The organism is Haladaptatus marinus (genome assembly GCF_051194195.1).
Map to the genome: position 1 here is coordinate 676,640 of NZ_JBLZNK010000004.1, position 23,027 is coordinate 699,666.

24 protein-coding genes and 1 pseudogene are annotated in these 23,027 nt (G+C 56.8%); 8 read left to right on the forward strand and 17 right to left on the reverse strand.

Features of this window, described 5'->3' with window-relative positions:
- Window positions 1-58: 58 nt before the first annotated feature.
- The 3 genes from ACN2TU_RS16930 to ACN2TU_RS16940 form a co-directional block, all read right to left on the reverse strand.
- Complete coding sequence (locus ACN2TU_RS16930) at window positions 59-310, reverse strand: acetyl-CoA carboxylase (RefSeq protein ID WP_435156967.1); 252 nt, start codon at window positions 308-310, stop codon at window positions 59-61.
- Window positions 311-409: 99 nt separating this feature from the next.
- Window positions 410-1,378 (reverse strand): 5-oxoprolinase subunit C family protein, encoded by a 969-nt coding sequence (locus ACN2TU_RS16935; protein ID WP_435156968.1) that lies wholly within the window; start codon window positions 1,376-1,378, stop codon window positions 410-412.
- Window positions 1,375-2,280, reverse strand: a complete 906-nt coding sequence (locus tag ACN2TU_RS16940; protein ID WP_435156970.1) for a 5-oxoprolinase subunit B family protein — start codon at window positions 2,278-2,280, stop codon at window positions 1,375-1,377. Before ACN2TU_RS16940 ends, ACN2TU_RS16935 begins: the two co-directional genes overlap by 4 nt.
- 149 nt (window positions 2,281-2,429) lie before the next feature.
- Here ACN2TU_RS16940 and ACN2TU_RS16945 point away from each other — a divergent pair, with 149 nt between their 5' ends.
- Window positions 2,430-3,788, forward strand: coding sequence for an acetyl-CoA carboxylase biotin carboxylase subunit (locus tag ACN2TU_RS16945; protein ID WP_435156972.1), 1,359 nt, complete (start codon window positions 2,430-2,432; stop codon window positions 3,786-3,788).
- Between the two features lie 84 nt (window positions 3,789-3,872).
- Here ACN2TU_RS16945 and ACN2TU_RS16950 read toward each other — a convergent pair whose 3' ends face one another.
- Window positions 3,873-4,634: a LamB/YcsF family protein gene (locus ACN2TU_RS16950; RefSeq protein WP_435156974.1), complete on the reverse strand. Its 762-nt coding sequence runs from the start codon at window positions 4,632-4,634 to the stop codon at window positions 3,873-3,875.
- Between the two features lie 157 nt (window positions 4,635-4,791).
- Here ACN2TU_RS16950 and ACN2TU_RS16955 point away from each other — a divergent pair, with 157 nt between their 5' ends.
- A complete protein-coding gene (locus tag ACN2TU_RS16955; protein WP_435156975.1) occupies window positions 4,792-6,153 on the forward strand; it encodes an aspartate aminotransferase family protein in 1,362 nt (453 codons plus the stop codon).
- A gap of 57 nt (window positions 6,154-6,210) precedes the next feature.
- Here ACN2TU_RS16955 and ACN2TU_RS16960 read toward each other — a convergent pair whose 3' ends face one another.
- Entirely contained in the window at window positions 6,211-7,725 is a 1,515-nt protein-coding gene (locus ACN2TU_RS16960) for an amidase (RefSeq protein ID WP_435156976.1), read from the reverse strand.
- Window positions 7,726-7,922: 197 nt separating this feature from the next.
- Between ACN2TU_RS16960 and ACN2TU_RS16965 the strand changes: the two genes are divergently transcribed.
- Complete coding sequence (locus ACN2TU_RS16965; RefSeq protein WP_435156977.1) at window positions 7,923-8,315, forward strand: universal stress protein; 393 nt, start codon at window positions 7,923-7,925, stop codon at window positions 8,313-8,315.
- 555 nt (window positions 8,316-8,870) lie between these two features.
- Here ACN2TU_RS16965 and ACN2TU_RS16970 read toward each other — a convergent pair.
- Together ACN2TU_RS16970 and ACN2TU_RS16975 are read right to left on the reverse strand one after the other, a co-directional pair.
- A complete protein-coding gene (locus tag ACN2TU_RS16970; RefSeq protein ID WP_435156978.1) occupies window positions 8,871-9,134 on the reverse strand; it encodes a HalOD1 output domain-containing protein in 264 nt (87 codons plus the stop codon).
- Window positions 9,135-9,324: 190 nt separating this feature from the next.
- Entirely contained in the window at window positions 9,325-10,047 is a 723-nt protein-coding gene (locus ACN2TU_RS16975; RefSeq protein ID WP_435156980.1) for a helix-turn-helix domain-containing protein, read from the reverse strand.
- A 64-nt stretch (window positions 10,048-10,111) separates the two neighbouring features.
- Between ACN2TU_RS16975 and ACN2TU_RS16980 the strand changes: the two genes are divergently transcribed.
- Window positions 10,112-11,077 carry a PLP-dependent cysteine synthase family protein gene (locus ACN2TU_RS16980; RefSeq protein WP_435156982.1) on the forward strand — a complete coding sequence of 322 codons (966 nt, stop codon included), beginning with the start codon at window positions 10,112-10,114 and terminating at the stop codon, window positions 11,075-11,077.
- Between the two features lie 103 nt (window positions 11,078-11,180).
- Here ACN2TU_RS16980 and ACN2TU_RS16985 read toward each other — a convergent pair whose 3' ends face one another.
- Together ACN2TU_RS16985 and ACN2TU_RS16990 are read right to left on the reverse strand one after the other, a co-directional pair.
- Window positions 11,181-12,314 carry a CapA family protein gene (locus ACN2TU_RS16985; RefSeq protein ID WP_435156983.1) on the reverse strand — a complete coding sequence of 378 codons (1,134 nt, stop codon included), beginning with the start codon at window positions 12,312-12,314 and terminating at the stop codon, window positions 11,181-11,183.
- Between the two features lie 227 nt (window positions 12,315-12,541).
- The gene (locus ACN2TU_RS16990; RefSeq protein ID WP_435156985.1) at window positions 12,542-12,769 is read right to left on the reverse strand and encodes a hypothetical protein; all 228 of its coding nucleotides are present in this window, start codon (window positions 12,767-12,769) and stop codon (window positions 12,542-12,544) included.
- A 295-nt stretch (window positions 12,770-13,064) separates the two neighbouring features.
- On the opposite strand from ACN2TU_RS16990, the gene ACN2TU_RS16995 reads away from it, so the two are divergent.
- Window positions 13,065-14,066: a Cdc6/Cdc18 family protein gene (locus ACN2TU_RS16995; protein ID WP_435156987.1), complete on the forward strand. Its 1,002-nt coding sequence runs from the start codon at window positions 13,065-13,067 to the stop codon at window positions 14,064-14,066.
- On the opposite strand, the gene ACN2TU_RS17000 is transcribed toward ACN2TU_RS16995, so the two are convergent.
- The 3 genes from ACN2TU_RS17000 to ACN2TU_RS17010 form a co-directional block, all read right to left on the reverse strand.
- A complete protein-coding gene (locus ACN2TU_RS17000; RefSeq protein WP_435156988.1) occupies window positions 14,051-14,338 on the reverse strand; it encodes a hypothetical protein in 288 nt (95 codons plus the stop codon). The genes ACN2TU_RS16995 and ACN2TU_RS17000 overlap by 16 nt on opposite strands.
- A gap of 6 nt (window positions 14,339-14,344) precedes the next feature.
- Window positions 14,345-14,536, reverse strand: a complete 192-nt coding sequence (locus ACN2TU_RS17005; protein WP_435156989.1) for a hypothetical protein — start codon at window positions 14,534-14,536, stop codon at window positions 14,345-14,347.
- A gap of 245 nt (window positions 14,537-14,781) precedes the next feature.
- Window positions 14,782-15,471 (reverse strand): SOS response-associated peptidase, encoded by a 690-nt coding sequence (locus ACN2TU_RS17010; protein ID WP_435156990.1) that lies wholly within the window; start codon window positions 15,469-15,471, stop codon window positions 14,782-14,784.
- A 625-nt stretch (window positions 15,472-16,096) separates the two neighbouring features.
- Between ACN2TU_RS17010 and ACN2TU_RS17015 the strand changes: the two genes are divergently transcribed.
- Entirely contained in the window at window positions 16,097-17,272 is a 1,176-nt protein-coding gene (locus ACN2TU_RS17015) for a sugar phosphate nucleotidyltransferase (protein ID WP_435156991.1), read from the forward strand.
- Between the two features lie 2 nt (window positions 17,273-17,274).
- Window positions 17,275-19,077 carry a glutamine--fructose-6-phosphate transaminase (isomerizing) gene (gene glmS, locus ACN2TU_RS17020; RefSeq protein WP_435156993.1) on the forward strand — a complete coding sequence of 601 codons (1,803 nt, stop codon included), beginning with the start codon at window positions 17,275-17,277 and terminating at the stop codon, window positions 19,075-19,077.
- 556 nt (window positions 19,078-19,633) lie between these two features.
- On the opposite strand, the gene arsN2 is transcribed toward glmS, so the two are convergent.
- The 4 genes from arsN2 to ACN2TU_RS17040 all read right to left on the reverse strand — a co-directional run bounded on the left by arsN2 (window position 19,634) and on the right by ACN2TU_RS17040 (window position 21,838).
- Window positions 19,634-20,116 carry an arsenic resistance N-acetyltransferase ArsN2 gene (arsN2, locus tag ACN2TU_RS17025; RefSeq protein WP_435156994.1) on the reverse strand — a complete coding sequence of 161 codons (483 nt, stop codon included), beginning with the start codon at window positions 20,114-20,116 and terminating at the stop codon, window positions 19,634-19,636.
- Entirely contained in the window at window positions 20,113-20,937 is an 825-nt protein-coding gene (locus ACN2TU_RS17030) for an arsenite methyltransferase (RefSeq protein ID WP_435156996.1), read from the reverse strand. Before ACN2TU_RS17030 ends, arsN2 begins: the two co-directional genes overlap by 4 nt.
- Window positions 20,930-21,277, reverse strand: a complete 348-nt coding sequence (locus ACN2TU_RS17035; RefSeq protein ID WP_435156998.1) for an ArsR/SmtB family transcription factor — start codon at window positions 21,275-21,277, stop codon at window positions 20,930-20,932. The genes ACN2TU_RS17030 and ACN2TU_RS17035 overlap by 8 nt, the downstream gene beginning before the upstream one ends.
- Before the next feature lie 168 nt (window positions 21,278-21,445).
- The gene (locus ACN2TU_RS17040) at window positions 21,446-21,838 is read right to left on the reverse strand and encodes an ArsR/SmtB family transcription factor (protein ID WP_435157000.1); all 393 of its coding nucleotides are present in this window, start codon (window positions 21,836-21,838) and stop codon (window positions 21,446-21,448) included.
- Window positions 21,839-22,169: 331 nt separating this feature from the next.
- Here ACN2TU_RS17040 and ACN2TU_RS17045 point away from each other — a divergent pair, with 331 nt between their 5' ends.
- Window positions 22,170-22,607 carry an arsenate-mycothiol transferase ArsC gene (locus tag ACN2TU_RS17045; protein WP_435157002.1) on the forward strand — a complete coding sequence of 146 codons (438 nt, stop codon included), beginning with the start codon at window positions 22,170-22,172 and terminating at the stop codon, window positions 22,605-22,607.
- On the opposite strand, the pseudogene ACN2TU_RS17050 reads toward ACN2TU_RS17045, so the two are convergent.
- Window positions 22,553-22,996 (reverse strand): annotated as a pseudogene (locus ACN2TU_RS17050) (cytochrome P450); the annotation flags it as partial. The gene ACN2TU_RS17045 and the pseudogene ACN2TU_RS17050 overlap by 55 nt on opposite strands.
- Window positions 22,997-23,027 lie beyond the last annotated feature (31 nt).

Consider the following 23,027-nt stretch of genomic DNA (forward strand, 5'->3'; position numbering starts at 1 on the left):
GGCGGAGGGAAATCGTACCCGTTCACCGAGGGATGCGGGTACCATCGAACGTTGCCCGTTACTCGTCGATCTCGATCTCTACGACATCCTCACCCGCATCGACTTCCGCTTCGTTTTCGATGAAAAATTGGGTGATCGTCCCCGACTGTTTCACCGTAATATCGTGGAAATTCTTCATTACACCGACGAGACCGACGACATCTCCCGCTTCAACGCTGTCTCCCTCCTCGGCGAACAGTTCTTCATCCGGGTCTGGGCGACGATAAAAGACGCCGGGCATCGGTGATTGGATAGTGATTTTTTCAGCCATGGTGTGCGCTCCGTTGTCGTGCCAGTGTTGATACTCCGGAATCGCTTGTATATGCTTTGTCCAGCAGCATGTCACGAACGTGTTTCATGTGTCAGTATTTTACTTGTTGACCGCGGCGTGTATCGCTTCGAGTCGGTCGGAGAGCGCTTCCCGGGCAGCTAGCGCCTCGTCGATGCTAACTGCTTCGAAGGAAAACGATTGGTGTGTTCGGTGCTGGGCGAGACGGTTTCGGTCGGGGCTGATAACGGTTCCAATCGTCGCATAGCCACCGCCCGTCACCGCATCTCGCATCAGAACGATCGGTTGCTCCGGAACCTGAATCGAGCCGATGGGATAGCCGAGGTCGACGACGTTCGACGGGTCAGTTCCCGCTCCGAACGGTTGTTCCCGTTCGATGAACTCGAGGTCGATTCCGTCGACACGGTAGCCGACTCGGTCTGCTTCCGGCGTCACAGTCCACTCCGTGTCCAAGAACTCCGCTTTGCTCTCGTCAGTAAGGCGGTATTCACACAGCCCCATCACGACGCGAATCGGCTCCATATCGCTGTACGTCGGCCGGTGTTCGTCGGGCACTCGTCGGTCGCTTCGTACCGAATCATCGTCCACGTGACCAATGGGGAGCGTATCCCCGTTTTGGAGCGGTCTTCCCTCGTGTCCACCAATTCCGATGAGCGGATAGGTCGAGCGACTCTCCATCATGAGCGGCACGTCGATTCCACCGGCGACGGCGAGATAGCTCCGAGCGCCTTCAGCCGAGAAATCGAACGAAAGGACATCACCGGCGTTAATTTGGTGTGACTCCCACGTAGCAATCGGTTCGTCGTCCACCGTCGCATCCATGTCAGCGCCGGCGATCGCAATGGTGGCGTCCGCTTCGAATTTGAGATCCGGCCCCTGATACGTGATTTCCAGCGTCGCATCGGATTCGTCGTTACCGACGAGATAGTTCGCGACCTTGTGGGAGAACAGATCCATCGCACCGGATGGCGGCATCCCGATGTGGTAGTGGCCAAACCGTCCGAGATCCTGAACCGTCGTCGAAATTCCCGGTTCTATCACTTTGATCATTCGTATAGCACCTCCACGAGTTCCTCGTTGTACGTTTCCGGATCCTCGAAGAACGATTCCGGCGAGAACGTGAACTCCTCGTATCGATATTCGAACGTTCCGTCCTCGATTCTCGTTCGAATACGGTCATACTCGCCGCGGTCGATTTTTCTAAACTTCATCACATCACCTGGTTGCGGGAACACCATGGACTCCGTGAAGTCGGGGAGATCCTGCGCTACATCCAACACTTCGACCGGAGTCCGGCCGAACAGCTGGTAGCCCCCAGCGCCCTGAACCGGATAAATGGCCGTGAACGCTCCGCCATAGCCGATGGCCCGACTTGGCGTGTCGGTTCTGGGCTGGACGTATTTTGGAACCTCTATCTGTTCATCACGGGGTACCATCTGGAACGTCCACGGGAGGCCCGGCACGAAACCAATCATGGTCACCATTTGCGGAGCCCCGGCGTGGGCGTCGGTGAACGCCTCCACGCTTTCGTATCCGTTGATGCGCGCCGAATATTCCAAGTCAGTCGCGCTCGGGTCTTGGTGGTTGTCGCGAAAGCGCATCATCGTTTCGTGCGTCCATGGATCGTCGTAGAGAACGGGAACGTCGATGATGCGGGTCTCCCACTCGTATTCGGAGAGGTGTATCTCCCGGTCAAGTTCCTTCAGTTTCGCGATGAGCGTGTCCGGTTCGATGACGTCCGGGTCGAAATGGAGAAGGTAGGATGCATTCGCCGGACACACCTCGATAAGTCCGGACAGATCCATCTCTCGAATCTGCTGGGTGATCGCCATCGCCTTGAAATTGGCGTCGAAGCTCATCTCCTGGTCTAACTCGACGAAAACGTGGTCGTCGCCGCCGTACTCGTATCGTGGAGACGGCAACTCTATTCGTTGGATTTGCGTTCCACCCATGGTATAAACAAACACACCGCATCCGACGACGTATAATTATCGACAGGCGATACCGTGGATTCCGATTCGAGCGAAACTTTCACCGGTTTCAGACGATACGAACGGACGAGGTTCGGTATTATATGACATGAGAACCATTCACGCATACGATGTTCGATCGAGTTTTGATTGCGAACCGGGGTGAAATCGCCGTTCGCGTTATTCAGGCCTGCAGGGAACTTGGTATCGAGGCAGTGGCCGTCTACAGCGACGCGGATGAAACCGCGCGTCACGTGCGCCTCGCAGACGAGGCGTACCACATCGGTCCATCGGTTGCCCGTGAGAGCTATCTTGATCAAGCGTCACTGCTCGACGCCGCTGAAAAAGCGAACGCTGATGCCATCCATCCGGGATACGGATTCCTCGCCGAGAGCAAATCGTTCGCATCGGCGGTCGAAGACAGCGATTTCGTCTGGGTGGGTCCGCCGAGCGATGTCATGGAGCGGTTCGGCGAAAAAACGAAGGCTCGAAAAATAATGCAACGGGCCGACGTTCCCATCGTTCCCGGTACCACGGAACCGGTCTCCGACGCCGACGAGATACGACGATTTGCCGACGAACACGGGTACCCGATTGCGATCAAAGCCGACGGCGGCGGTGGCGGTCGTGGACTCAAAGTCGTTCGTGCAGACGATGAAATCGAAGAACAGTTCACGAACGCCAAGCGAGAGGGGGAGGCCTACTTCGACAACTCGAACGTGTACGTCGAGCGCTTTTTGCAGAATCCACGACACATCGAGGTACAGATTCTATGTGACCAACACGGCAACGTCCGAGACCTTGGCGAACGCGACTGTAGCATCCAACGGCGACAACAGAAGCTCATCGAAGAGACGCCGAGTCCAGCGCTGACCGAGATGGAGCGAGAGGAAATTCGGCGCGCCGCACGACGGGGGGCTGCCGAAGCGGAGTACGTCAACGCCGGAACGGTGGAGTTTCTCTACGAGGACGGCAAATTCTATTTCCTTGAAGTAAACGCTCGGATTCAGGTCGAACATCCGGTGTCGGAGGTCGTTACCGGTCTCGACCTCGTCCAGTGGCAGCTCAGAATCGCAGCAGGGGAACCGCTCACGTTCGACCAAGCCGATATCCACACCCGCGGAGCCGCGATGGAATTCCGTATCAACGCCGAAGACCCGGCAAACGAATTCGCACCGATGCCGGGAACGGTCGAGCGATATCGACTCCCACGTGGAATGGGAACCCGCGTCGACGACGGAATCGACGAGGGCGACAGAATTAGCCCGTACTACGATTCGCTCATCGCCAAGTTCATCGTCTCCGCGGAGGAGAGAACCCAACTCCTCCGTCGAGCGAAGCGAGTGCTTCAGGAGGCCGAAATCGAGGGCGTCCCCTCCACCATACCGTTCCATCTGGCAATGCTTGACGATGCCGCCTTCCGCGGTGGCGAGTACTCCACGAAGTACATCGACGAGGAGTTCACCGTGCCGTCCGAGGACGCGGAGTGAGAGATGGGCCGGGTGCCGTGTCAGAGATTCAAATCGGGGATTCGATTGCTGAAACGGTTCGGCGGTCGAACCGATGACCCCCCATTAGGCGATGTCGTTCAGTGACGCGAGTTGGATATCGTGTTCGTCTACCTGTTCGTGGATGGTTTCGAGGAGTTCGACGGCGTTTGGCCCGTCGCCGTGAATACAGATGCTCCGAGCGGGAACCTCGATTTCCGTCCCGTCTTCCGCGACCACGGTTCCGTCGAGCGCGATATCGAGAAATCGCTCCGCGACGAGATTCGGGTCTTTCGGTTCCATCTGCTGTTCGACGATGAGGCTTCGGTCCGGACGATACGTGAGATCGACGTATCCCTCGAACACGGATCGAAGTTCGTCGAACTCCTGGGCGACCTCGTAGATGTTCATGTCCGTTGCGAGGTAGATGAGTTCCTCATCTACGTCGAGAAGCCCCTCCAAGACCGCCCGAGCGTGGTCGTCACTCTCGGAAAGCATCGAGTACATCGCGCCGTGCGGTTTGACGTGTTGTACCGTCGTTCCGTGCTGGTCGGCGAACGCTTGCAGCGCACCCAACTGGTAGGTAACGTAGTCGCGGACTTCTTCGGGGCTCGCGTCCATCGTTCGACGCCCGAACCCCATCTTGTCCGGAAGACCGGGATGGACGCCGATTCCGACGCCGTGTTCGGCAGCGAGGGCGACGGTTTCGTTCATCACGTGCGGGTCGCCCGCGTGATATCCTCCCGCGATGTTGGCCGAGGTGATGTATGGCATGACCTCGTCGTCCCGCCCCATCCTCCAGTTGCCGAAGCTTTCCCCCATATCGCAGTTGACGTCGATTGTTACCATACCGAATACGTGGCCTGAGAAAGACAAATAGCTTCGGCCGCCTGCGGTGGCGTTCGGTACTTTCGTCGGCCGAGCATTCGGAATGACACGATACCACCATCGAGGATGACCGAACACCACCGATAACGTATTTCACCTCCCTTTCCATAGTTTGTGTATGGGTAACAGTCCACAAATCGACGAGCTTCATTTTAGCGACGCACCCGATGTCGACCGCATACCGGGGCCGCGGTCGCAGGAACTTCTCGACAAACAGCGAGAAATCGACAGCGCTGCCGTCGCGTATCCGAAAAGCGTTCCAATCGCCATCGAAGCAGCGAAGGGTGCGACGATACGGGACGTAGACGGGAACACGTTTCTCGACTTCTTCGCCGGTATCGGTGTTCTCAACGTCGGCCACTCGAATCCGTACGTGCTCGATGCGGTACAGGAACAAACGGAAAAACTCGTCCACACAATCGACTTTCCGACCGAAGCACGGCTCGAACTCATCGAAAAACTGAACGAAATCGCACCCGGCAGCCTTCCGGACAACAATCGAGTGGTCTTCGGCGGGCCGACCGGAAGCGATGCTATCGAAGCGACGCTCAAGATAGCGAAATACAACACCGGAAACACTGGCCTCATCGCGTTTCGAGGTTCATATCACGGGGCGACCTCCGGCGCACTCAGTCTCGGTGGAGGACGAAAGTACAAACAGGCGTACGAACCACTGCTACCCGACGTGTACCACGTTCCGTATCCGTATCCCTTCAGACAGGGGCTTTCGGACGAGGAGGCGTGCGAACGGGTGCTGTCCGATGTCCGTGAACTCGTCGAAGATCCGTACAGCGGTATTGCCGACCCCGCTGGCATCTGGGTCGAGCCGATTCAGGGAGAAGGCGGCGTGGTAACGCCTCCGGAGGGGTTCCTCCGTGGATTGAAGGAGATAACGACGGAGAATGAAATTCCACTCATCGTCGACGAAATCCAAACCGGGTTCGGACGAACCGGGCAGTGGTTTGCGTCGGAATGGGAAGACGTGACGCCCGACATCATGCCGATGGCGAAGGCCATCGGGGGCATCGGCCTGCCGCTTTCCGCCACCATGTACCACGAAGACCTCGATACGTGGGAGGCGGGCGGCCACGTCGGAACCTACCGCGGCAACGTCCCGGCGATGCGCGCAGGAGTTCGCGCAATCGAATATATTCAAGACCACGATTTGCTGGCTCACGCACGCGAGATGGGAGCGACCATTCAAGAGCGCTTCCGGGAGGTTGCGGACGAAACGCCGCTAATCGGAGATATCAGGGGTGAAGGACTGTTCATCGGCGTCGAGTTTGTCGATGAAGCGGGGGAACCGAACAAACCGCTGGTGAAGGCGATTCAGCAATACTGCTACGAGCGGGGCGTTCTCGTGTGGACTGCCGGGCGGAACGGAAACGTTCTCCGAATCATCCCGCCGCTCGTCATCACCGAACGACAGGTCGAAACGGGCATGGATATCGTCATCGACGGAGTCGAAACCCACACCTGAGCACTGCTGACCGCGTCGGTAGGGGAGACAACGACGCCGTTCGAAACGAACGGTGGGCTATTCGTCCGATTCGAGCGCTGGCGTCGTGGCCGGAACGACGCGGGGGTCTGCTATCCGTTCGTAGGCGTGCGCCAGTTTCAACACCGTCGCTTCGTCGTACGGTTTACCGATGAGTTCGACGCCAACGGGAAGACCGTCGTCGGTCATCCCCGCGGGTATCGACATCGCACAGCACCCGGCCTGTGAAGTGATGACCGTGTTCGTCGGAAACGTGAGCGTATCGAGCGCACCGGATTTCACTTCGTCCGCTTTCGGTGGTACCACCTGAACGTCCGGACAGAGGAGTGCGTCGAGTCGATGTTCGGCGAACGCAGTGAGCAGGATTCGCTGGAAGGTATCCTGAAGCACGATCTTCCGCCAATACCCCGGGTCATCCGTCGGATCCGCGGGCCCCTCCGCTATCCCTTCGAGAAGATCGAGGAGTTCGTGATAGAGTTCCTGTTCGTAGAGTTCGTCGATCGATTCGACCGGCGCGTTCTCCCGGCTAGCGAGGAATTCGTCGATATCTCGTTTCGATTGAACGAGATACAAGGACGTTTCCGCAACGTAGTGGTCGATGTCAGCGACCGTTACCGGATCCACGAGTTCCGCACCAGCATCGCTCATCAGTTCGAGTGCACCCTCGACGAGGCGGTTGACCGGTTCGGCGTCCGGCTCGGAATCGTCGCCAAATCTGTCGCGGAGAATGCCGATTCGCGCACCATCCAGGCCGTCATCAGTGAGTTGGTCGACGTACGTCCCGTCGAGGTGCGTCAGTTCGTTCGTTACCGTGTATGGGTCGGTCGAATCGTATCCAGCGATCACATCGAGCAGTGTCGCGGTATCTGTGACTGTTCTGGTCATCGGCCCGGCCGTGTCCTGTGACAGGACGAGCGGTGACATGCCCGTTCTGCTGATGAGCCCCGGTGTGACACGGAGTCCGAAGAGGTTGGTGAACGACGCTGGCAGACGGATCGAACCACCGGTGTCTTCGCCGATACCGACTGTCGCGAAATTGGCGGCGACCGCGGCACCGGTTCCGCTGCTCGACCCGCCCGGGTCACGGTCGAGCGCATACGGATTTTTGGTTCGGCCAAGAACCGACGAGAATGCGAACCATGAGGTCGCCCAATCGGGGAGGTTCGTTTTCGCAAGCACGATTGCACCGGCGTCATCGAGCCGATCGATAATCGTCGCGTTGTGATCGGGGACGTAGTCCTCGAACGCAGTCGATCCGAACGTTGTGGTGATTCCTTTCGTTTCGATTTGATCCTTGACGACTATCGGGATACCGTGAAGCGGGCCAACGAAGTTCCCCGATTCCTGCAACTCTTGATCGAGTTCCGCGGCTCTTTCTTCGGCATTCGGATTGACCGTGATGATAGACCGAATTGTCGGTCCGTTCCGGTCGTACGCTTCGATTCGGTCGAGATAGCGGTCGACGAGTTCGCGACTATCGAGCGTTCCCGCCCCGTAGGCTTGGTGAATCTCGTCGATAGTCGTCTCTAGTATGTCGAATGATGGTGTTGACATCGATACGCCCCCTACCGACAGATTCCGTCGCAGAGAGCATAATGCTACCGCGAGTGCGGTATGTCGAGTCAGTAACGGGGTGATGTCAGCGATGAGACTCGGTTGCACCGACGAAGGGTGACGGGAGAGTTCAATACGGTATCAGCCGAATCGATTGACGACCGTTAACTTATGCACGAGCGAGTCGTCCCTCTCGTATGAAAATCCTCGTCCCGATCGACGGGTCGGAGTCCAGTATGGGGGCCGTTCGATTTGCAGCTGGATTCGCACGCCGCTACGATGCGACGCTTGAAGTGGTTCACTTCCGAAACGAACGGTCCGATACTGCCGAAAAGATCCTCACGATGGCTCGGGAGGTACTTTCTGACGAAGGTGCCGATGCCGACTGCCGGATTGAACTCGATCCCGACCTCCAATTTCGGCCAGGAAACCGCGTTGGAAAACGCATTCTTCGACTCGTTGCGGAAAACGAGTACGACCACGTTATAATGGGACATCACGGCACTGGTGCAGTCGATGAAGCCATCATCGGAAGTGCGACCAGACGGGTCTCGAAAGCGGGCAGTGTTTCGCTCACGATTATTCCCTGATGACCGTAGATGTGAACCCGATCGGGGCTCGACCGTGAGGTGGTCGGCTCGGTTCGTCCGTCGAACTGTCTGAGTTCTCATCAAAACTATTTCTTGTAATCTGTTGCAGAGAAAAGTCGTCGAAAATAACCATTCGAGCAGTTAGTAAAATGCCAGTCTCTCACAGTTTTCTGAATTTCAGGCCGGTAAGACCCCTTCCTCAACGAACGACCGAAGGGAGTGAGTAGGGAGGGGATACGCCCGCCGTCTTTGGTCACTTTCACTGTACGCCATAGCCTTACTCCCTTCGCGTTCGAACGGTGTAGTACGATACTCACTCCAATGCGTTCGGTGTTTGAATGCAAGAACACGCATGCGCCGAACGTGGCAGTCGAGTGTCCATCCGGTAGGAGCGGGACACTCCAAACCACCCGTAAAGGGAAGTCGCCTGCGGAGTCTGGAACCACTGTGGAAACGGTTTCTGCACGTTCCGACACAGAAACAGGAAGCTCCGTCCTCAACAAGTGAGGGGCGGGTAGCCCCAACGCGGTAGGGCGGAGTAGTTCACGCAGTGTTCTATTTCCTGAGATCGGCTACAGTAATCGTCCGGTCAGAATGAATTGTAACGCGAAAGCCAACGTATTCGAAGCTCACTTCTGGTGAGGAATGTTGATAAAGGTCATCAAGTGCGTCAGGGTCGATGGCTTCGTAGAGAGGGGTCGCAGGTTTCGTACCCTTCGCCTCGGCCACCGCCGACACCACAGCATTCGTGATTGACTCGGTATTTTCGGGTGTCGTTTGTATTGATGGTTCTGGATACGAAGCTGACGAGTTGTGCATATGCTCTGATGATGGATGTTATGCTAATAATTGTTCGGGGAGTAATGGTAACGTACCCCACGATTACGGTCGAATTGGACAGATGCCGGCAGACCCAAGAGTGGTTGTCGAGAGTACCCTGAAGTCATGTCCAGTTACTCGATGACGCCACCGAGTAACTCGATTTGAAATCTCGTCTCGACGTCCCTGACTATAGCGACGTTTCGAGGAGATTAGAGACGAGCCAGTTTTCGGCCTGCCGCAACCGATACTGGAGCGTCGACCGCGATACGTCGAGGTTCGTCGCCATCGTTCGAATGGTGGTTTCGCGCGGCGTCTGGTAGTACCCTCGTTCGAGGGCTGCTTCGAGGGCCGCTCGCTGTTCGGCAGGCAAGTCTGCGATGCTGACCGCGGCGTCACCCCAGCGGACGGGTTCCGTGAGTTGTTCGAAACGCAGCGTCCGACCCGTTCCCAGTTCGCTCTTCACGCGGTCGTAGAAAGAACTGATCTCGCGGCCATCCGGGACGAGCAGTCGCCATTCGTACCGGTATTCGCGGCGCTGGGCTTCAAAGAGCAGTCCATCTCCGAGTTCGTCCATCGCCAGATACGGAATCGACCGACAGAAGCCGAGTTCGTCCATGTACGAATAGAGCGTTCGCGTTGCGGTTCCGGAGTGCATTACCTCGTGGTTCCAGACCGTTTCACAACTCGCTGGTTCACACAGGCAGTCGTTACAGTACTGCGGGTCGAGTAATGGGTCTCGGAGTTCCTCGAAGAACGCTGCCGGCCCGGAGAGTTTGTCGACCCGCCACATCCCGTTCGGCGAGACGGCGATCGAGAGCGAGTCGGCAACCGCCGCTGGATGCTCGATGAAAGTATCCATGATTCGATCGAAGCCGACCTCGTAATCGATCGTGAACACGAACTCTTGCACGCGGAGGGATTTGGACATGTCCAACATAATCGTTTCTACAAGACGCCGTCGCTGAACACGTACAATGGTACGACACGACGAACGTCACGAATCAGGTACGCAAGCCCAGTCTGCGCTCGGGGCTATCGGAAACACGCCGCTTATCGAACTAACGAGCGCCCGTCCCGACGGGGGCGCTCGCGTCTTCGCCAAGTGGGAAGGTGCGAACCCCACCGGGAGCATGAAAGATCGGATGGCACTGGCGGCTATCGAAAACGCCGAACAGGACGGCGACCTCGAACCCGGCCAACGGGTGGTCGAACTCACCGGTGGTTCCACCGGCGCCAGCCTGGCGTTCGTCTGCACGGTGAAGGAGCACCCAATATCTCTGGTTTCCGCCGATTGTTTCGCCGAGGAGAAAATCCGAACGATGCGTGCGCTCGGTGCCGACGTGGCGGTCATGGAGACACCCGAAGGGAAAATCTACCCAGGCATCATCGATGATATGGAGATACTGGTCGAGGAGATCATCGAGGAAACTGGGGCTTATTATCACGACCAGTTCAACAACCCTCATCTCCCGGAAGGGTACGTTGGCCTCGGCGAGGAAATCCTAGCCGACTGCCCCGAGGTGACGGATTTCGTCATGGGCGTCGGCACCGGTGCCTGTTCGATGGGAACCGCACGTGTTCTCCGTGACGGAACCTCCGACGTGGCCGTCACGCTGGTCGAACCCGACGAATCCGCGGTCTTGTCACGGGGAGAATCGGGGGCACACAACGTCGAAGGCATGGCCGTCGGGTTCGAGCCACCGCATCTGGAGAGTCGCCTGTACGATGACGTCGTCGCCATTCCCGAGGCCGAGGGGCGACGAATTGCTCGACACGCTGCCGCCGAGGAAGGACTCTTTGCAGGGACGAGCACGGGACTGAACATCGCAGCAGCCACCCTGGTTGCAGCGAACCGGCCGGCCGATGCCGCCGTGGTGACGATCGCTGTCGATACGGGACTCAAATATCTTCAGGGCGACCTCTACCGAGAAGGGAGATGATAGTAGCATCCTCCGGTGATACCTGAAGAAATCCCCACGCGGCTGAAACGGAAACCCCCACCCTCGATCGCGAAGCGAAGTTACTGAGGCGTGAACAGACGACTTAGAGCTGAACTACGAGACCGTCGCCATCCCGTTCGTACGTCGTCTCGAACGGGTCGGAGCGTTCGCGCATCGTCTCTCGGAGCCAAGCCGCTTCGTCGTCGGTGGCGGGACGGACGCCGTCGTCGATGTGGAACGGAACGAGCCGTATCTCCTCGAACTCTCCGCCGGTGAGCGTGATTTCGAAGAGAAAACTCTTGTCGTTGCCCAAGTCGTCCTTGATTCCGAAATCGTCGACGAGATCGCCGGTGTCATGGAGAATGACGCCGTCGCCGTACTGTTCGACAGCCTGGACGACGTGTGCGCTGTGGCCGTGAACGAGATCCGCACCCTGATCGACGAGCCAGTGGCCGAATTCGACGAGCCGATTGCTGGGGCGCTCGATCCAGTTTTCCCCCCAGTGAAGCGAGACGACGAGCAGATCCGGGTTCGTCGATTTCGCGCGCTCGATCGCGTTCCCGACGAGTCGTTGCGTTCTCAGGTTATCGTGGTCGGTTTGGGCCCAGGCAATCCCGGGTCGGTCGTCGGTCGCGGCGTACACTTCGTACTCGTCCGAGAACGAAACGACGGCGACATCGAGGTCACCGACGGAAAACGTAGCCGGTTCCCATGCCGCCGTCGGGGTCTTACCAGTGCCCGCGTTTGCGATACCGGCCTTATCGAGCACGTCTATCGTATCGGTCAGGGCGACCGCTCCGAAATCCATCGAGTGGTTGTTCGACAGCGTTGTGAATCGGATATTGCCAGCGCTGAGTGCAGGAACAGCCCAGTCAGGGTCACCTCGGAAGTAGTATGCTCGGTCGGGGAACCGTTCACCGCGCTTCGAGAGACTGCACTCCAGGTTACAGAAGACGCCGTCGAGGGATTTGAGTCGGGATTGGAAATCACCCCAGATGGTTGCCGGGTCGACGTCTTCTTTGCCGTAAATCCCGTTGAGACCTCGGCCGACCATCGTATCACCGGCGAACCCGACCGTCGTTTCGTGGTTCTCACCGTCGTCGCCCTCGTCAGTCTCGGGGGGTGTATCGGACGTACCTCCCTCGTCGGATGAGGCTGAATCGGTGAGGGCTCCGATGCAGCCGCCAACTGGCATGACCCCGACGGCCGCGAGGAATGCCCGTCGTTTTCCATCCATTGAGTTGATGATTATTCACCAATGATACAAATAAATAATGTATTAGGAAAGGTGCCACTCCTCATTATCACATTCACCGCATCCGATTCGGAATCCCCTGCCCCATGAGGCGAAACGCTGTCCTGAACGGACGGGACTCATCGGTCTCGAATCGTCTTTTCAGCGAACGTTAGTGCTACCGCTCCGCGATACGCTGCCTGACTCAGATTGGTATCCGGCTTGGTGAGTTAATCCGTGATGCGCAAGTCGTCCTCGACTTCATACAGATAACCACGGAGCAACAGTGTTTCAAGCAGATCGTCGGCAAGCAGCTGTTCCATATCGTGGGTGCGTAGAACCTGCGTTGCGTGTTCGTAGGTGAACGACTCATCCGACTCGAAATGATCACGGAGATGTGTGAGAGCCTCCTCTGCTATCGGCGAGAGCGATGTTGAGTCAGGTTTCCGTGGCGACATCGTAGACGGGTGTGCCTTAGACGCTTAGTGAGTTAAAAATTCGGCATCAGGGAAAGATTCGTAGAATTACTCACCGTCTCGAGTGCCTACCTGATTCACTCGGGTATCGGACAGTGGTTCCTGTACCGCCGAATCGTACCAATCAGGCTCTCAATGCGACTGTTGATGACTGGGTACAGGCTGGTCAGAATTATATCGGTCAAGGATTAAAAATTGCCGACCCAGCGGCAAATCGGAAGAATCGGAAATAGCCCACTTCCGTTTATTATGTCGGGGAGAATAGACACCGGTACCGATGATTCACGATGCTCGCGTGCTACAGCCACAGTTCGTTCCGGAGGAAGTCGAGCATCGCAACGCGGAAATCAACACGCTCTCGAACACGCTCAAACCCATCATGGACGGGCAGAGCGGTGAAACGTCACTGCTCCTCGGGCCGTCCGGTGCGGGCAAGACGTGTATTGCGAAGTTCACCGTCGAACGACTGCGCGAAAACGTCCTCGACATCGATACTCAGTACGTCAACTGTTGGCAGGACTACACCCGGTTTCAGGTGCTCTATTGCATCCTCGAAGGAATCGGTCAGACTGTCAACATTCATCGCCGGTCGACGCCGAAAGACGAACTGCTCGACCGTCTCCAAGGGTACGATGGGTCACAGTTCGTCGTCATCCTCGACGAAGTCGACCAACTCGAAGACAAGAGCGTCCTCTACGACCTGTATCGGATGCCGACCATCTCGATGGTGCTCATCACGAATCACGAAGAAGAACTGTTTTCGCACCTCGACAGTCGATTAGCCAGTCGACTCCGAACGTGTGTTCGGGTTCCGTTCGAGAAATACCACCTCGACGAACTCGTCGCGATTCTCCACGCTCGCGCTCGATGGGGACTTTCGGAAAACGCAATCGGAAACGAACAGTTGGAACTGATCGCCGATGCCGCCGCCGGCGATGCACGGGTCGCCATCGGCATTCTCAGGAACGCAGCACGCCGCGCCGATCAAACCGGCGCGGAACGGATAACGACCGACATCGTGGACGAAGCAGTCCCCGATGGTCGTCAGGAAGTGCGCCAAAAAACCATCGACCAGCTCAACCCACATCAGCGCGCCCTCTACGAGATTTTGGAAGAAGAAGGCGAACTCAATCCGGGCGAGTTGTATGAACAGTACGAGAAGCGAGTTGACGAGCCGAAAACGAATCGAACGGTTCGAAATCACCTCTCGAAGATGGAACATTATCGGCTGGTCGTCGCCGAGGGAAAGAACCGCGCGCGCACCTACCGACTCCGCTGATTTCGACTTTCGGAAACACCGGAAACGACCCTGTCTTGCCTATGTGTATTAGGAGAACTATGTTTACTCTTGACATCCTCCCCGCGCTGAAGCGCGAGGATTCTTTCGTAGGGCGTCGGAACCGCACCGAGTTCCCCGAAGCCAACTTCCTCCCACGGTGGGAGTACCGGGTTTGTGCGCTCCACGTCGGGCCGCAAATGCGGCGTGGTATGCTTGAATATCCGCTTGTGGCGCTCGTCATGTCCGGTCGCACCGTGCGACCGTTCGAACATGGCGATTCACCCCCTCTTTCGAAGGATGTGACACGGGCCGTGCCATCGACCGTACTCCGCCACGACCGGCGTGGCGAAGTGCAACCGCGAACGGGGCATGTTTTGATGTGCTGTCGCCCCCTCGTTTGCGCGGTCGTTGCCGACCGTCTCCAGTGACGGGTAGGGATAGTGTGAGGACGGCGAACGCGTCCGAACCACGTACTCCCCACCGGTTTGCCGGTGGTGGGCGTGGAACCGTCCGTATCAGCGGGAAGCGACCCCGTGTCTTCCAATTGAGAGTTTACGCGATTGGCTTGAACTACGGTTCGACGCCGGGCTACCTGTAGATTGCGGTTGTAGCCTCGTTGTCGCGCGTATCCCCGCCTAAAGGGCGAGGCTTTGCGCTTGAAATTCCGTAAGACAGATCGCGACGTACCACTACAATCGTGTAACTCTGCCCTGCATCACTTCGACGTGAACTCACCAAAGTCCGACTGGCCGTGGGTCAGCGGTTCGATTACCGACGGATCGTCGTTCATCGGGTTGTTGACTTGCGTCGAAATTTCGTACGCAGCGAGGTCGTCCTCTGGATACGGCTGACACAACGTTTTGCGCTCGTCCGAATCGGCCGAGAGCCACCGTTTTTCCTCACCACTCGGGAGTACGACGGGCATTCGGTCGTGGATCGACTCCATCATCTCGTTTGGTTCGGTCGTCAGGATGGTCACGCAGGGAATCGAGTGCTCGTCGTTTTCCCAGACGCTCCACAATCCGGCCATCGTGAACGCCGGAGCATCTTCTCGATAAACACGATACGGCTGTTTCGACCCACCGTTCCGTTTTTGCCATTCGTAGAACCCCGAAGACAGAACCAGACACGGTCGAGATTCCCACGAATCCTGGAAAACACGCTTCTCGTCCGCAGTTTCGGAACGAGCGTTGATGATGCCTTCCTCGGGTTCGTCGGCCCAGAACGGAATCAATCCCCAGTGGTACTGGTCGATTTCGCCGGCAGCCTCGTTCGTAATGACTTCTAACGGGTCGCTCGGCGCGATGTTGTACCGCGGCGTGTATCCGCCATCCGTGACGATTTTCGCGTCAAAGTGGTCTTCAAGGGCTTGTTGGTCGGCGAAAAGGGCATTCCGTCCACACATACTTCCTGTACGCGCTACAGACGCTTCAACGTATGGCGGCGGTGTTCCACGAACCGATGAATGTGGGTCGCTGGGGAGGCAGAGCGCCGAATGAGATTTCAACACGGGCGATAGCGACGGATGCCACTGGACAGGGAGTCTCGAAATAGCGTGGTGAATGTTTCAGTCGGAGTTGCTTTGGATAGACACTTGACATCCTCCCCGCCCTGAAGGGCGAGGATTCCCACAACGTTGTCGCTGGTTCGTTGGAGTTTAAGGTTTACACACCGACGAGGTGCTGGCTATGCCAAGTAGCCGTTACTCCTATCTCGTCCGTATTCCGGACGGGATTCAGGGGTACTTGGTTATTTAGCGTCGGTACCCAACCTCTCCCGAAAGGGTACTTCGAGTCTCGGCTGAGAGGTCCGAATTTGTCCGATTGTCCCGGTATGGGCGCAAACAGGCCGCGTCGGATAGACATAGAAACGACGGGAAAGCACCTAAGACATTACTGTGCAGTGAAGTGAACAAAGACGGCGATTCATCCCCCCTTCAAGGGCGAGGCTTTCTCGCCTGCAATTCCGTAACCAAGTGATTGGATTGTCAATGAAAAGAGTTATATCCTGACAGTTATGTGGTATCTACGATGAAAGCGGTAATTCTCGCTGCTGGTGCGGGTTCCAGACTCAGACCTCTCACTAATCGTCGCCCAAAGCCAATGCTCCCGGTCGGGAACAAGCCACTGCTCGAATCTGTCGTCGAGGCGGTTTCCACTGCGGGGGTTACCGAAATCGTTCTCGTCGTGGGTTATCATCGCGAACGGATTCAGAACTATTTCGGCGATGGTAACCACTGGAACGTGGATATTACCTATGCTGTTCAAGAGAAACAGTTGGGGACTGGCGATGCGCTGTTGCAGGCAGAACCGTACATCGGATCGGACTGCATCGTACTGAACGGAGACCGATATGTCGAGCCACGGGTTGTCGAGGATCTGATCGACGAACGTCGTCAAACGGGGGAATCCTGTCTCGCAGTGACGCGCGTCGAGATGCCAAATCGGTTTGGTGTCGTCGAACTGGACGGCCAGACGGTTACTGACATTATCGAGAAGCCGAACCCCGGTATCACATCGTCAGAACAGATCAACGCTGGGGTGTACGCGTTTGGCCCCGAAATCTTTGCAGCGATTCGCCAGACCGAGAGTCGCGGCGAGCGAGCACTGACGACAACGCTACGGACACAATCAGCCATTCATCCACTTCGGGCGGTTCCGTACACCGGTCTCTGGGGAGATATCTCCTATCCGTGGGATCTGCTCTGGCTCAACAACTACGTTATCGACCAGCAACGCTCGACCCACGAATCGGAGCCCCCCCAGTCGGCACGTGTTGCACCGAGTGCTGTGGTTCACGATGGTGTCGAGATAGACGAAGATGTGGCGGTGCAACCTGGTGCGGCCGTATTCCGAGGGACATCGCTCGGCGAGAACGCCACCGTCGGGGCGAACGCTGTCGTCGAGGATGCCGTGGTCTTCCCGGATGCAACGATTGAACCCGGTGCAGTCGTCCGAAATTGTGTCGTCGGTGCGAATGCCACTATCGGTGCGAATACCACCATCGAAGGTGGTTCGACCGATATCACACTTGGCGACGAAGTTCACCGAGATGTGACGTTCGGTGGAGTTGTCGGCGATAACGCTCACCTAAAGGGTAGTGTCACAATAACGCCAGGAACCATCGTCGGCGAGGGTGTAACTGCGGACAGTGGATCGATTCTCAGCGGTCGGATAGCGGACAACGCGTTTGTTCAGCGAGGATAAGTATGTGTGGAATAACTGGATATGTCGGTCGGAAAGACTGCTCAACGATAGTCGCACAGAGTTTGAAGAACTTGGAATACCGCGGTTACGACTCTGCGGGCATCGCGTTGCTCGATGATACGCTACGTGTCCACAAACAGAGCGGCCAGATCGACGATTTGCTAATACCGTCGGCACCGGACGCTACCTGCGGTATCGGGCATACCCGTTGGAGTACACATGGTGCGCCTACGGACGAAAATGCCCATCCCCACACCGACTGCACCGAACGGATATCGGTCGTGCACAACGGCATCATTGACAACTACGAGACGTTCAAACGGAAGCTTAGCGATGATCACGAGTTCACGAGCGAGACGGATTCAGAGGTAATCGCCCATCTTATCGAGAATGCACTCGAAAAGGGCGCCGACCTCCGTGACGCCGTCGAACACGTCGTCGGAATGCTCGATGGTAGTTTTGCAATCGCGGTCACTGCCGTCGGGCACGATGGAATCGTCGCCGCTCGTCAAGACAGTCCACTCGTTATCGGTCACGACGAGGAGTCATCCTTCCTCGCGAGCGATGTCACAGCGTTCGTCGAGCACACGCGAACGGTTACGTTCCTCGAGGATGGCGATATCGCCCACCTTACTGGTGACGATGTGACCATTTGGAACGGCGGGGATGTCGTCGAACGCGACCGCCAAACCGTCGATTGGGGCGCGGATGCTGCGGAGAAAGGTGGCTATGAACACTACATGCGCAAGGAGATTCACGAACAGCCACACGCAGTCCGACAGGCGCTCTCCGGCCGTGTCGATGAACTCGCTGGGTCGGTCGACCTCGACCTATCCTTGTCACAGGAATACTGCAACTCCCTCGATGAGATCCAAATTATCGCCTGTGGAACGTCGTACTATGCTGGTCTGTACGCTGCGGAACTGCTGGAAGCGCACGCGGATGTACGCGTTTCGGTGCATATCGCAAGCGAGTACGAGTTCCGCGCTGGACGGGATCCATGGCGAACGCTCGTAGTTGCAGTCACACAGAGCGGTGAAACCGCCGACACGTTACGTGCACTGAGGAAAGCCGCAGGCGCAGGTGCTCGAACGCTCGCAGTGACGAACACGGTCGGATCGACGATGGCCCGCGAAGCGGACGATACGGTCTACATTCGGTCTGGTCCGGAGATCGGTGTTGCTGCGACCAAGACGTTCGCCTCGCAGGTGATGACGCTCACGCTGCTGACTGTCTATCTCGGTCGACAACGGAACGCACTCTCCTCGAACGAGGCATCAACCATTCTGAAGGAGTTGTCTGCGGTTCCGGGTGCCATCCAGCAGGTGCTCGATGCCGAATCCACTGTACGTCACACGGCGGAGGCGTTCGCCGACAGTGAAGCGTTTTTCTTCATCGGCCGCCGACTCGGCCATCCGGTTGCGTTGGAGGGTGCACTGAAACTCAAAGAAATCTCCTACGACCACGCAGAGGGCTTCTCGAGTGGCGAACTCAAACACGGCCCCCTCGCACTCGTCACTGAGGACACGCCAGTGATTGCTATCTTGACGGAAGGAACGAATGCAGACGAAACATTACACAACGTGAAAGAGGTCGAATCGCGCGGTGCACCGGTCATCGGTGTGACATCCGAGTCTGACCCGAACGCAGTGTTCGATACGGCGCTCGAAGTGCCGTCGGTTGGGGTGATGGAGCCGGTCGTAGCGAACGTCTACCTCCAACTGTTTGCCTATCACGTCGCGAATGCGAAGGGGCGTTCCATCGACAAACCACGCAACCTCGCGAAGAGCGTCACCGTCGAATAGCCATTCCGATCACTGGAGCGCTCGTTCGTTAGGATAGTTCGACACGGTGAGAGTGCTGGTCAACAGCATCGTCCCACTCGGTCATCTCGTTTACGTCTCCCCTGAGTGGTTCTTCGACAAGTGTTCGAAATGCCCCACGCCCTGCGAGAGTCCGGAGGTGCGACACGTATTCTCGCCACTCGGCAGCGCAATCCGAATGGAGATGCCACGTGTATGAGAAAGACCGTGGGTCGGGCGAGCTGATTATCACACTATTTGCTTGTTTTTCTATATTACCGGAACACCACGGGCACGTTTCCAAGCTGGAGTCCTCCATGTCATCGACTTTCTCAACACTCATTATACTATTAAACCATATATGAAATGGTTCAACTCTGGCCTTCAGTATACCTTCCTTTAGGTATCGTCGCTGGAAGATGCGTTCGATGCCCATCTGAAATCAGTATTACTCATCAATATTATTGCCCAGTATTATAAAGTAGTAATACTATCCATTGAGAGGTAGTAAACGGATAGTTAATTCTTTCACAAAATGGTGCAAACAAAGATGAGTTCGCTACGGTAGCTCTTTCGTCATACACGTTGCTGTTTCCGGGCAGAGACGTCGGAATTCACTGGTCTGTTGGATCGCGGATGGAGCATCATCTCGTTGGAGTTCGTGAAAGCCGAGATCTTCGAAAAACGTCTCAGCGGTCGTCGTGAGCAGATAGAGTTGGGTCACATCACGCGCAACTGCCCGTTCGAACAACTGTTGGCACAGCAGCGAACCGTATCCGTTTCCTCGGTTCGCGGGGTCGACCGCAATCGACCGGAGAAGAGCGACCGAACCGTGGCATTCGAGTCCGCCCACACCGACTCGTTCAGAATCGACGGTGAAAAGGTAGAGACAATCCCGCTTTTCGATTATATCGTCCGTCGGCAAGCCCGATTCGTCGAGGAGATTCCTGACGTAGTCGAGTTGCTGTTCGGTTGCCGGTATCAGTCGTGCAGTTTCGTCCGTATCCATGTTCATCTGATGATTCGAGGGGTGTTCGGTCATTGCGGTGGCTTCCGTCCTTCGATTGTCGCCGAAACCACATACTCACTCACGTCACGACTGTCGTCCCACTCCCGAATGAACCGGTCGCTATCTTCTTTCGGTTCGATGTGTACGTCCACGAACCCGGCGTCAGCGAGCATCGATCGAAGCGATTCGATCGTCGCGGCACCGGCGATACAACCGGTAAGCGAGTCGATATCGTTCCGGGCGGCTTCGGGGAGCGGTGCGGTCATCACGACGTCGGAGATCGCGAGACGGCCGCCCGTACCGAGAACGCGATACGCTTCACGAAAGACCTGTGGCTTGTCCGGTGAGAGGTTGATGACGCAGTTCGAAATAACGACATCAACGCTGTCGTCCGCTACCGGGAGGTGTTCGATTTCGCCAAGTCGGAACTCGATGCTGTCACCACCGTTTTTTTCGACGTTGCCTCGTGCCCGTTCGACCATTTCCGGCGTCATATCGACACCGATGACGTGGCCCTCCGACCCGACTTCGTCGGCGGCGAGGAAACAATCGAACCCACCGCCAGCGCCGAGATCGAGAACCGTCTCTCCGGGTTCGAGTGCCGCAAGCGCATTCGGATTCCCACAGCCGAGACCGAGGTTGGCACCGTCAGCGACGGCGTCGATATCGTCGGCTGTGTAACCGAGCTGCTCCGCTCGGTCGTCGCGTTCGGTATCGGTACTGGCGAGCGAATCGCCACAGCAACTGGATTCTTCGGTCGCGATGGTCGCGTACCGCTCTCGAACCGCTCGTCGTTGTGTCTCTGCGTCTACCGTCGTTGCATCGTTGGTTTCGGGGTCGGTCGTGTTACTCATGGGTTGTCTGTCGAATCGCATCGAGTGCGTTCAGTAGTGTTTCAGCCTGTGGTGTCGCTTCGTAGTATCGCCATCGCCCCTCCTTGCGTCGCGTGACAAGCCCGTCGGTGTGCAGTCGAGAGAGTGCATGGCTGACGGCACTTTGGCTCACGCCGAGTGCGGGTGCGAGTTCACAAACGCAGACGCCGTCGCTGCTCGCGGCGATACGCCGAAGGGCTTCGTACCGGGTGTCGGTCGCCGCTGCCGAGAGAAGCCTGACATCGTCTCGCAACTCGTCCGCTGAAAGTGGCTGTTCCGTGGTGCAACAATCGGCTTCGTCCGGCGGTTGAGAGTCGGTCATTGTGTGTGTCGATGGTTCGCCTTTCATCTGAACACATATTCATGTGAACGTCCGCTCATATATTGGTTCCGGTGAGGACACAGGTACGAGAGATCGGAACCGAATTACGACAGTCAGAACTCCTCACCGTGTTTCAACTGGAAGAATCGAGGAGTCTTCGATTACTTGTTAGAGCGATTTCGTTCCGTCGAGTGCGACGAGAAGGGCAGTTGCTCGTCCGGTTATCCGATACTTTCGCCACTTTCCATCCTTTCGCCTCGCGACGAGTCCTGCATTCGTGAGGTCTGAGAGTGCGTGACTGATTGCACTCTCGCTCACGTCAAGGAGCGGTGCGAATTCACAGACACAGAGTTCACCGTCAGCTGCATGTAGTAGCCGAACGATTTTGTAGCGGGTCTCGTTCGCAAGAGCAGAGAGTACTTGGACATCAGTTTCGAGCGTCGTCTCGTCGGTCTGTGTCTCGAGAACGTCGAGTTCACCGATGCGTTGTTCCACGTCTTCAGCACAACAATCACCCAACTCATCGGTGAGATAGCGCCGAAGTCGGTCGTTGGTTGCCATTACGAAACAGTTGAGCGAACACTTCAATAAGAATTCTGGAGTACACGACGTTCCACGAAGCGGCCGGTTTACACCGTCTTTTCGTACGACAATACTCGTGTTGGAGGGTGCTGTCGCCCCGACGCTTCTCGGGAGTAGGGTGGTTCGAAATCTTAATAGAAGAGTTGTTCAACTATTCATCCATGGTTGAAACCCTTCGTTTCAGCACGGACGAGGTCGTAGATTCCTGCACTGTCGGTATCAACGGGTCGGTCGATAGAGTTCGTTCGTCGATGAAGAGAACTCCATCGAGACTCCGCCGGAGTGTCGATGGGAAAGGAGGAATCCGCGAATGAACCGCGGTACTTCTTCAGAGACAATTCGGGTTGCATTCGTGTGCGTCCAGAACGCTGGTCGGAGCCAGATATCGACCGCGTTTGCCGAACGCGAACGTGAGCGACGCGGGCTGGAACACCGCGTAGAAATCACGACAGGTGGAACGCATCCTGCTGACCAGATTCACGAAATCGTCGTCGAAACCATGACCGAAGTAGGGTTCGATCTCTCGGGCCGGACGCCACAAGCCATCGAACCCGAAGAACTCGAGTCGTGTGATTACGTCGCCACGATGGGATGTTCGACGCTCGAACTCGACACGTCGGCAAGTGTCGACATTCGAGATTGGGTACTGACGGATCCCGACGGGAAGGATCCGGAACGCGTCCGTGAAATCCGAGACGAAATCGAACGTCGGGTGAACGCGCTGTTCGATGAAATCGAGGGAGAGTGAGCGAGGATGCGTTCGATGTGGTCGGGGTGTGCGACCATTACGAACGTCCGCCCGGCGATATCGGTGGCGACGATATCACCGTATTCCTCGGCCCATCGTTCGTATGTCGAGAACGGATCTCGCACGAACGAGAGTGTACTGCCGACGACTAGGAATCTGCTCGGACCGGGGGCAACGTACTCATCATCTGGTTGAACACTGTCCCAGTAAATCAATTTGATGGCAGTAACGTGGAGGCAATACACCAACAAACTGCATTTTTCCACGGACGACCGTTCAACGAACCGGTTTGGGAAGCCATCGAAATCCGAAATCCACCGAGAACGATCGGCTCGAATCGGATACTCCCTTGTACTACCGTTTCCGAAAAGGTGCGAAAGACCCCTCACAATTCAAATAGGCGGCCTCCATACCGAAACC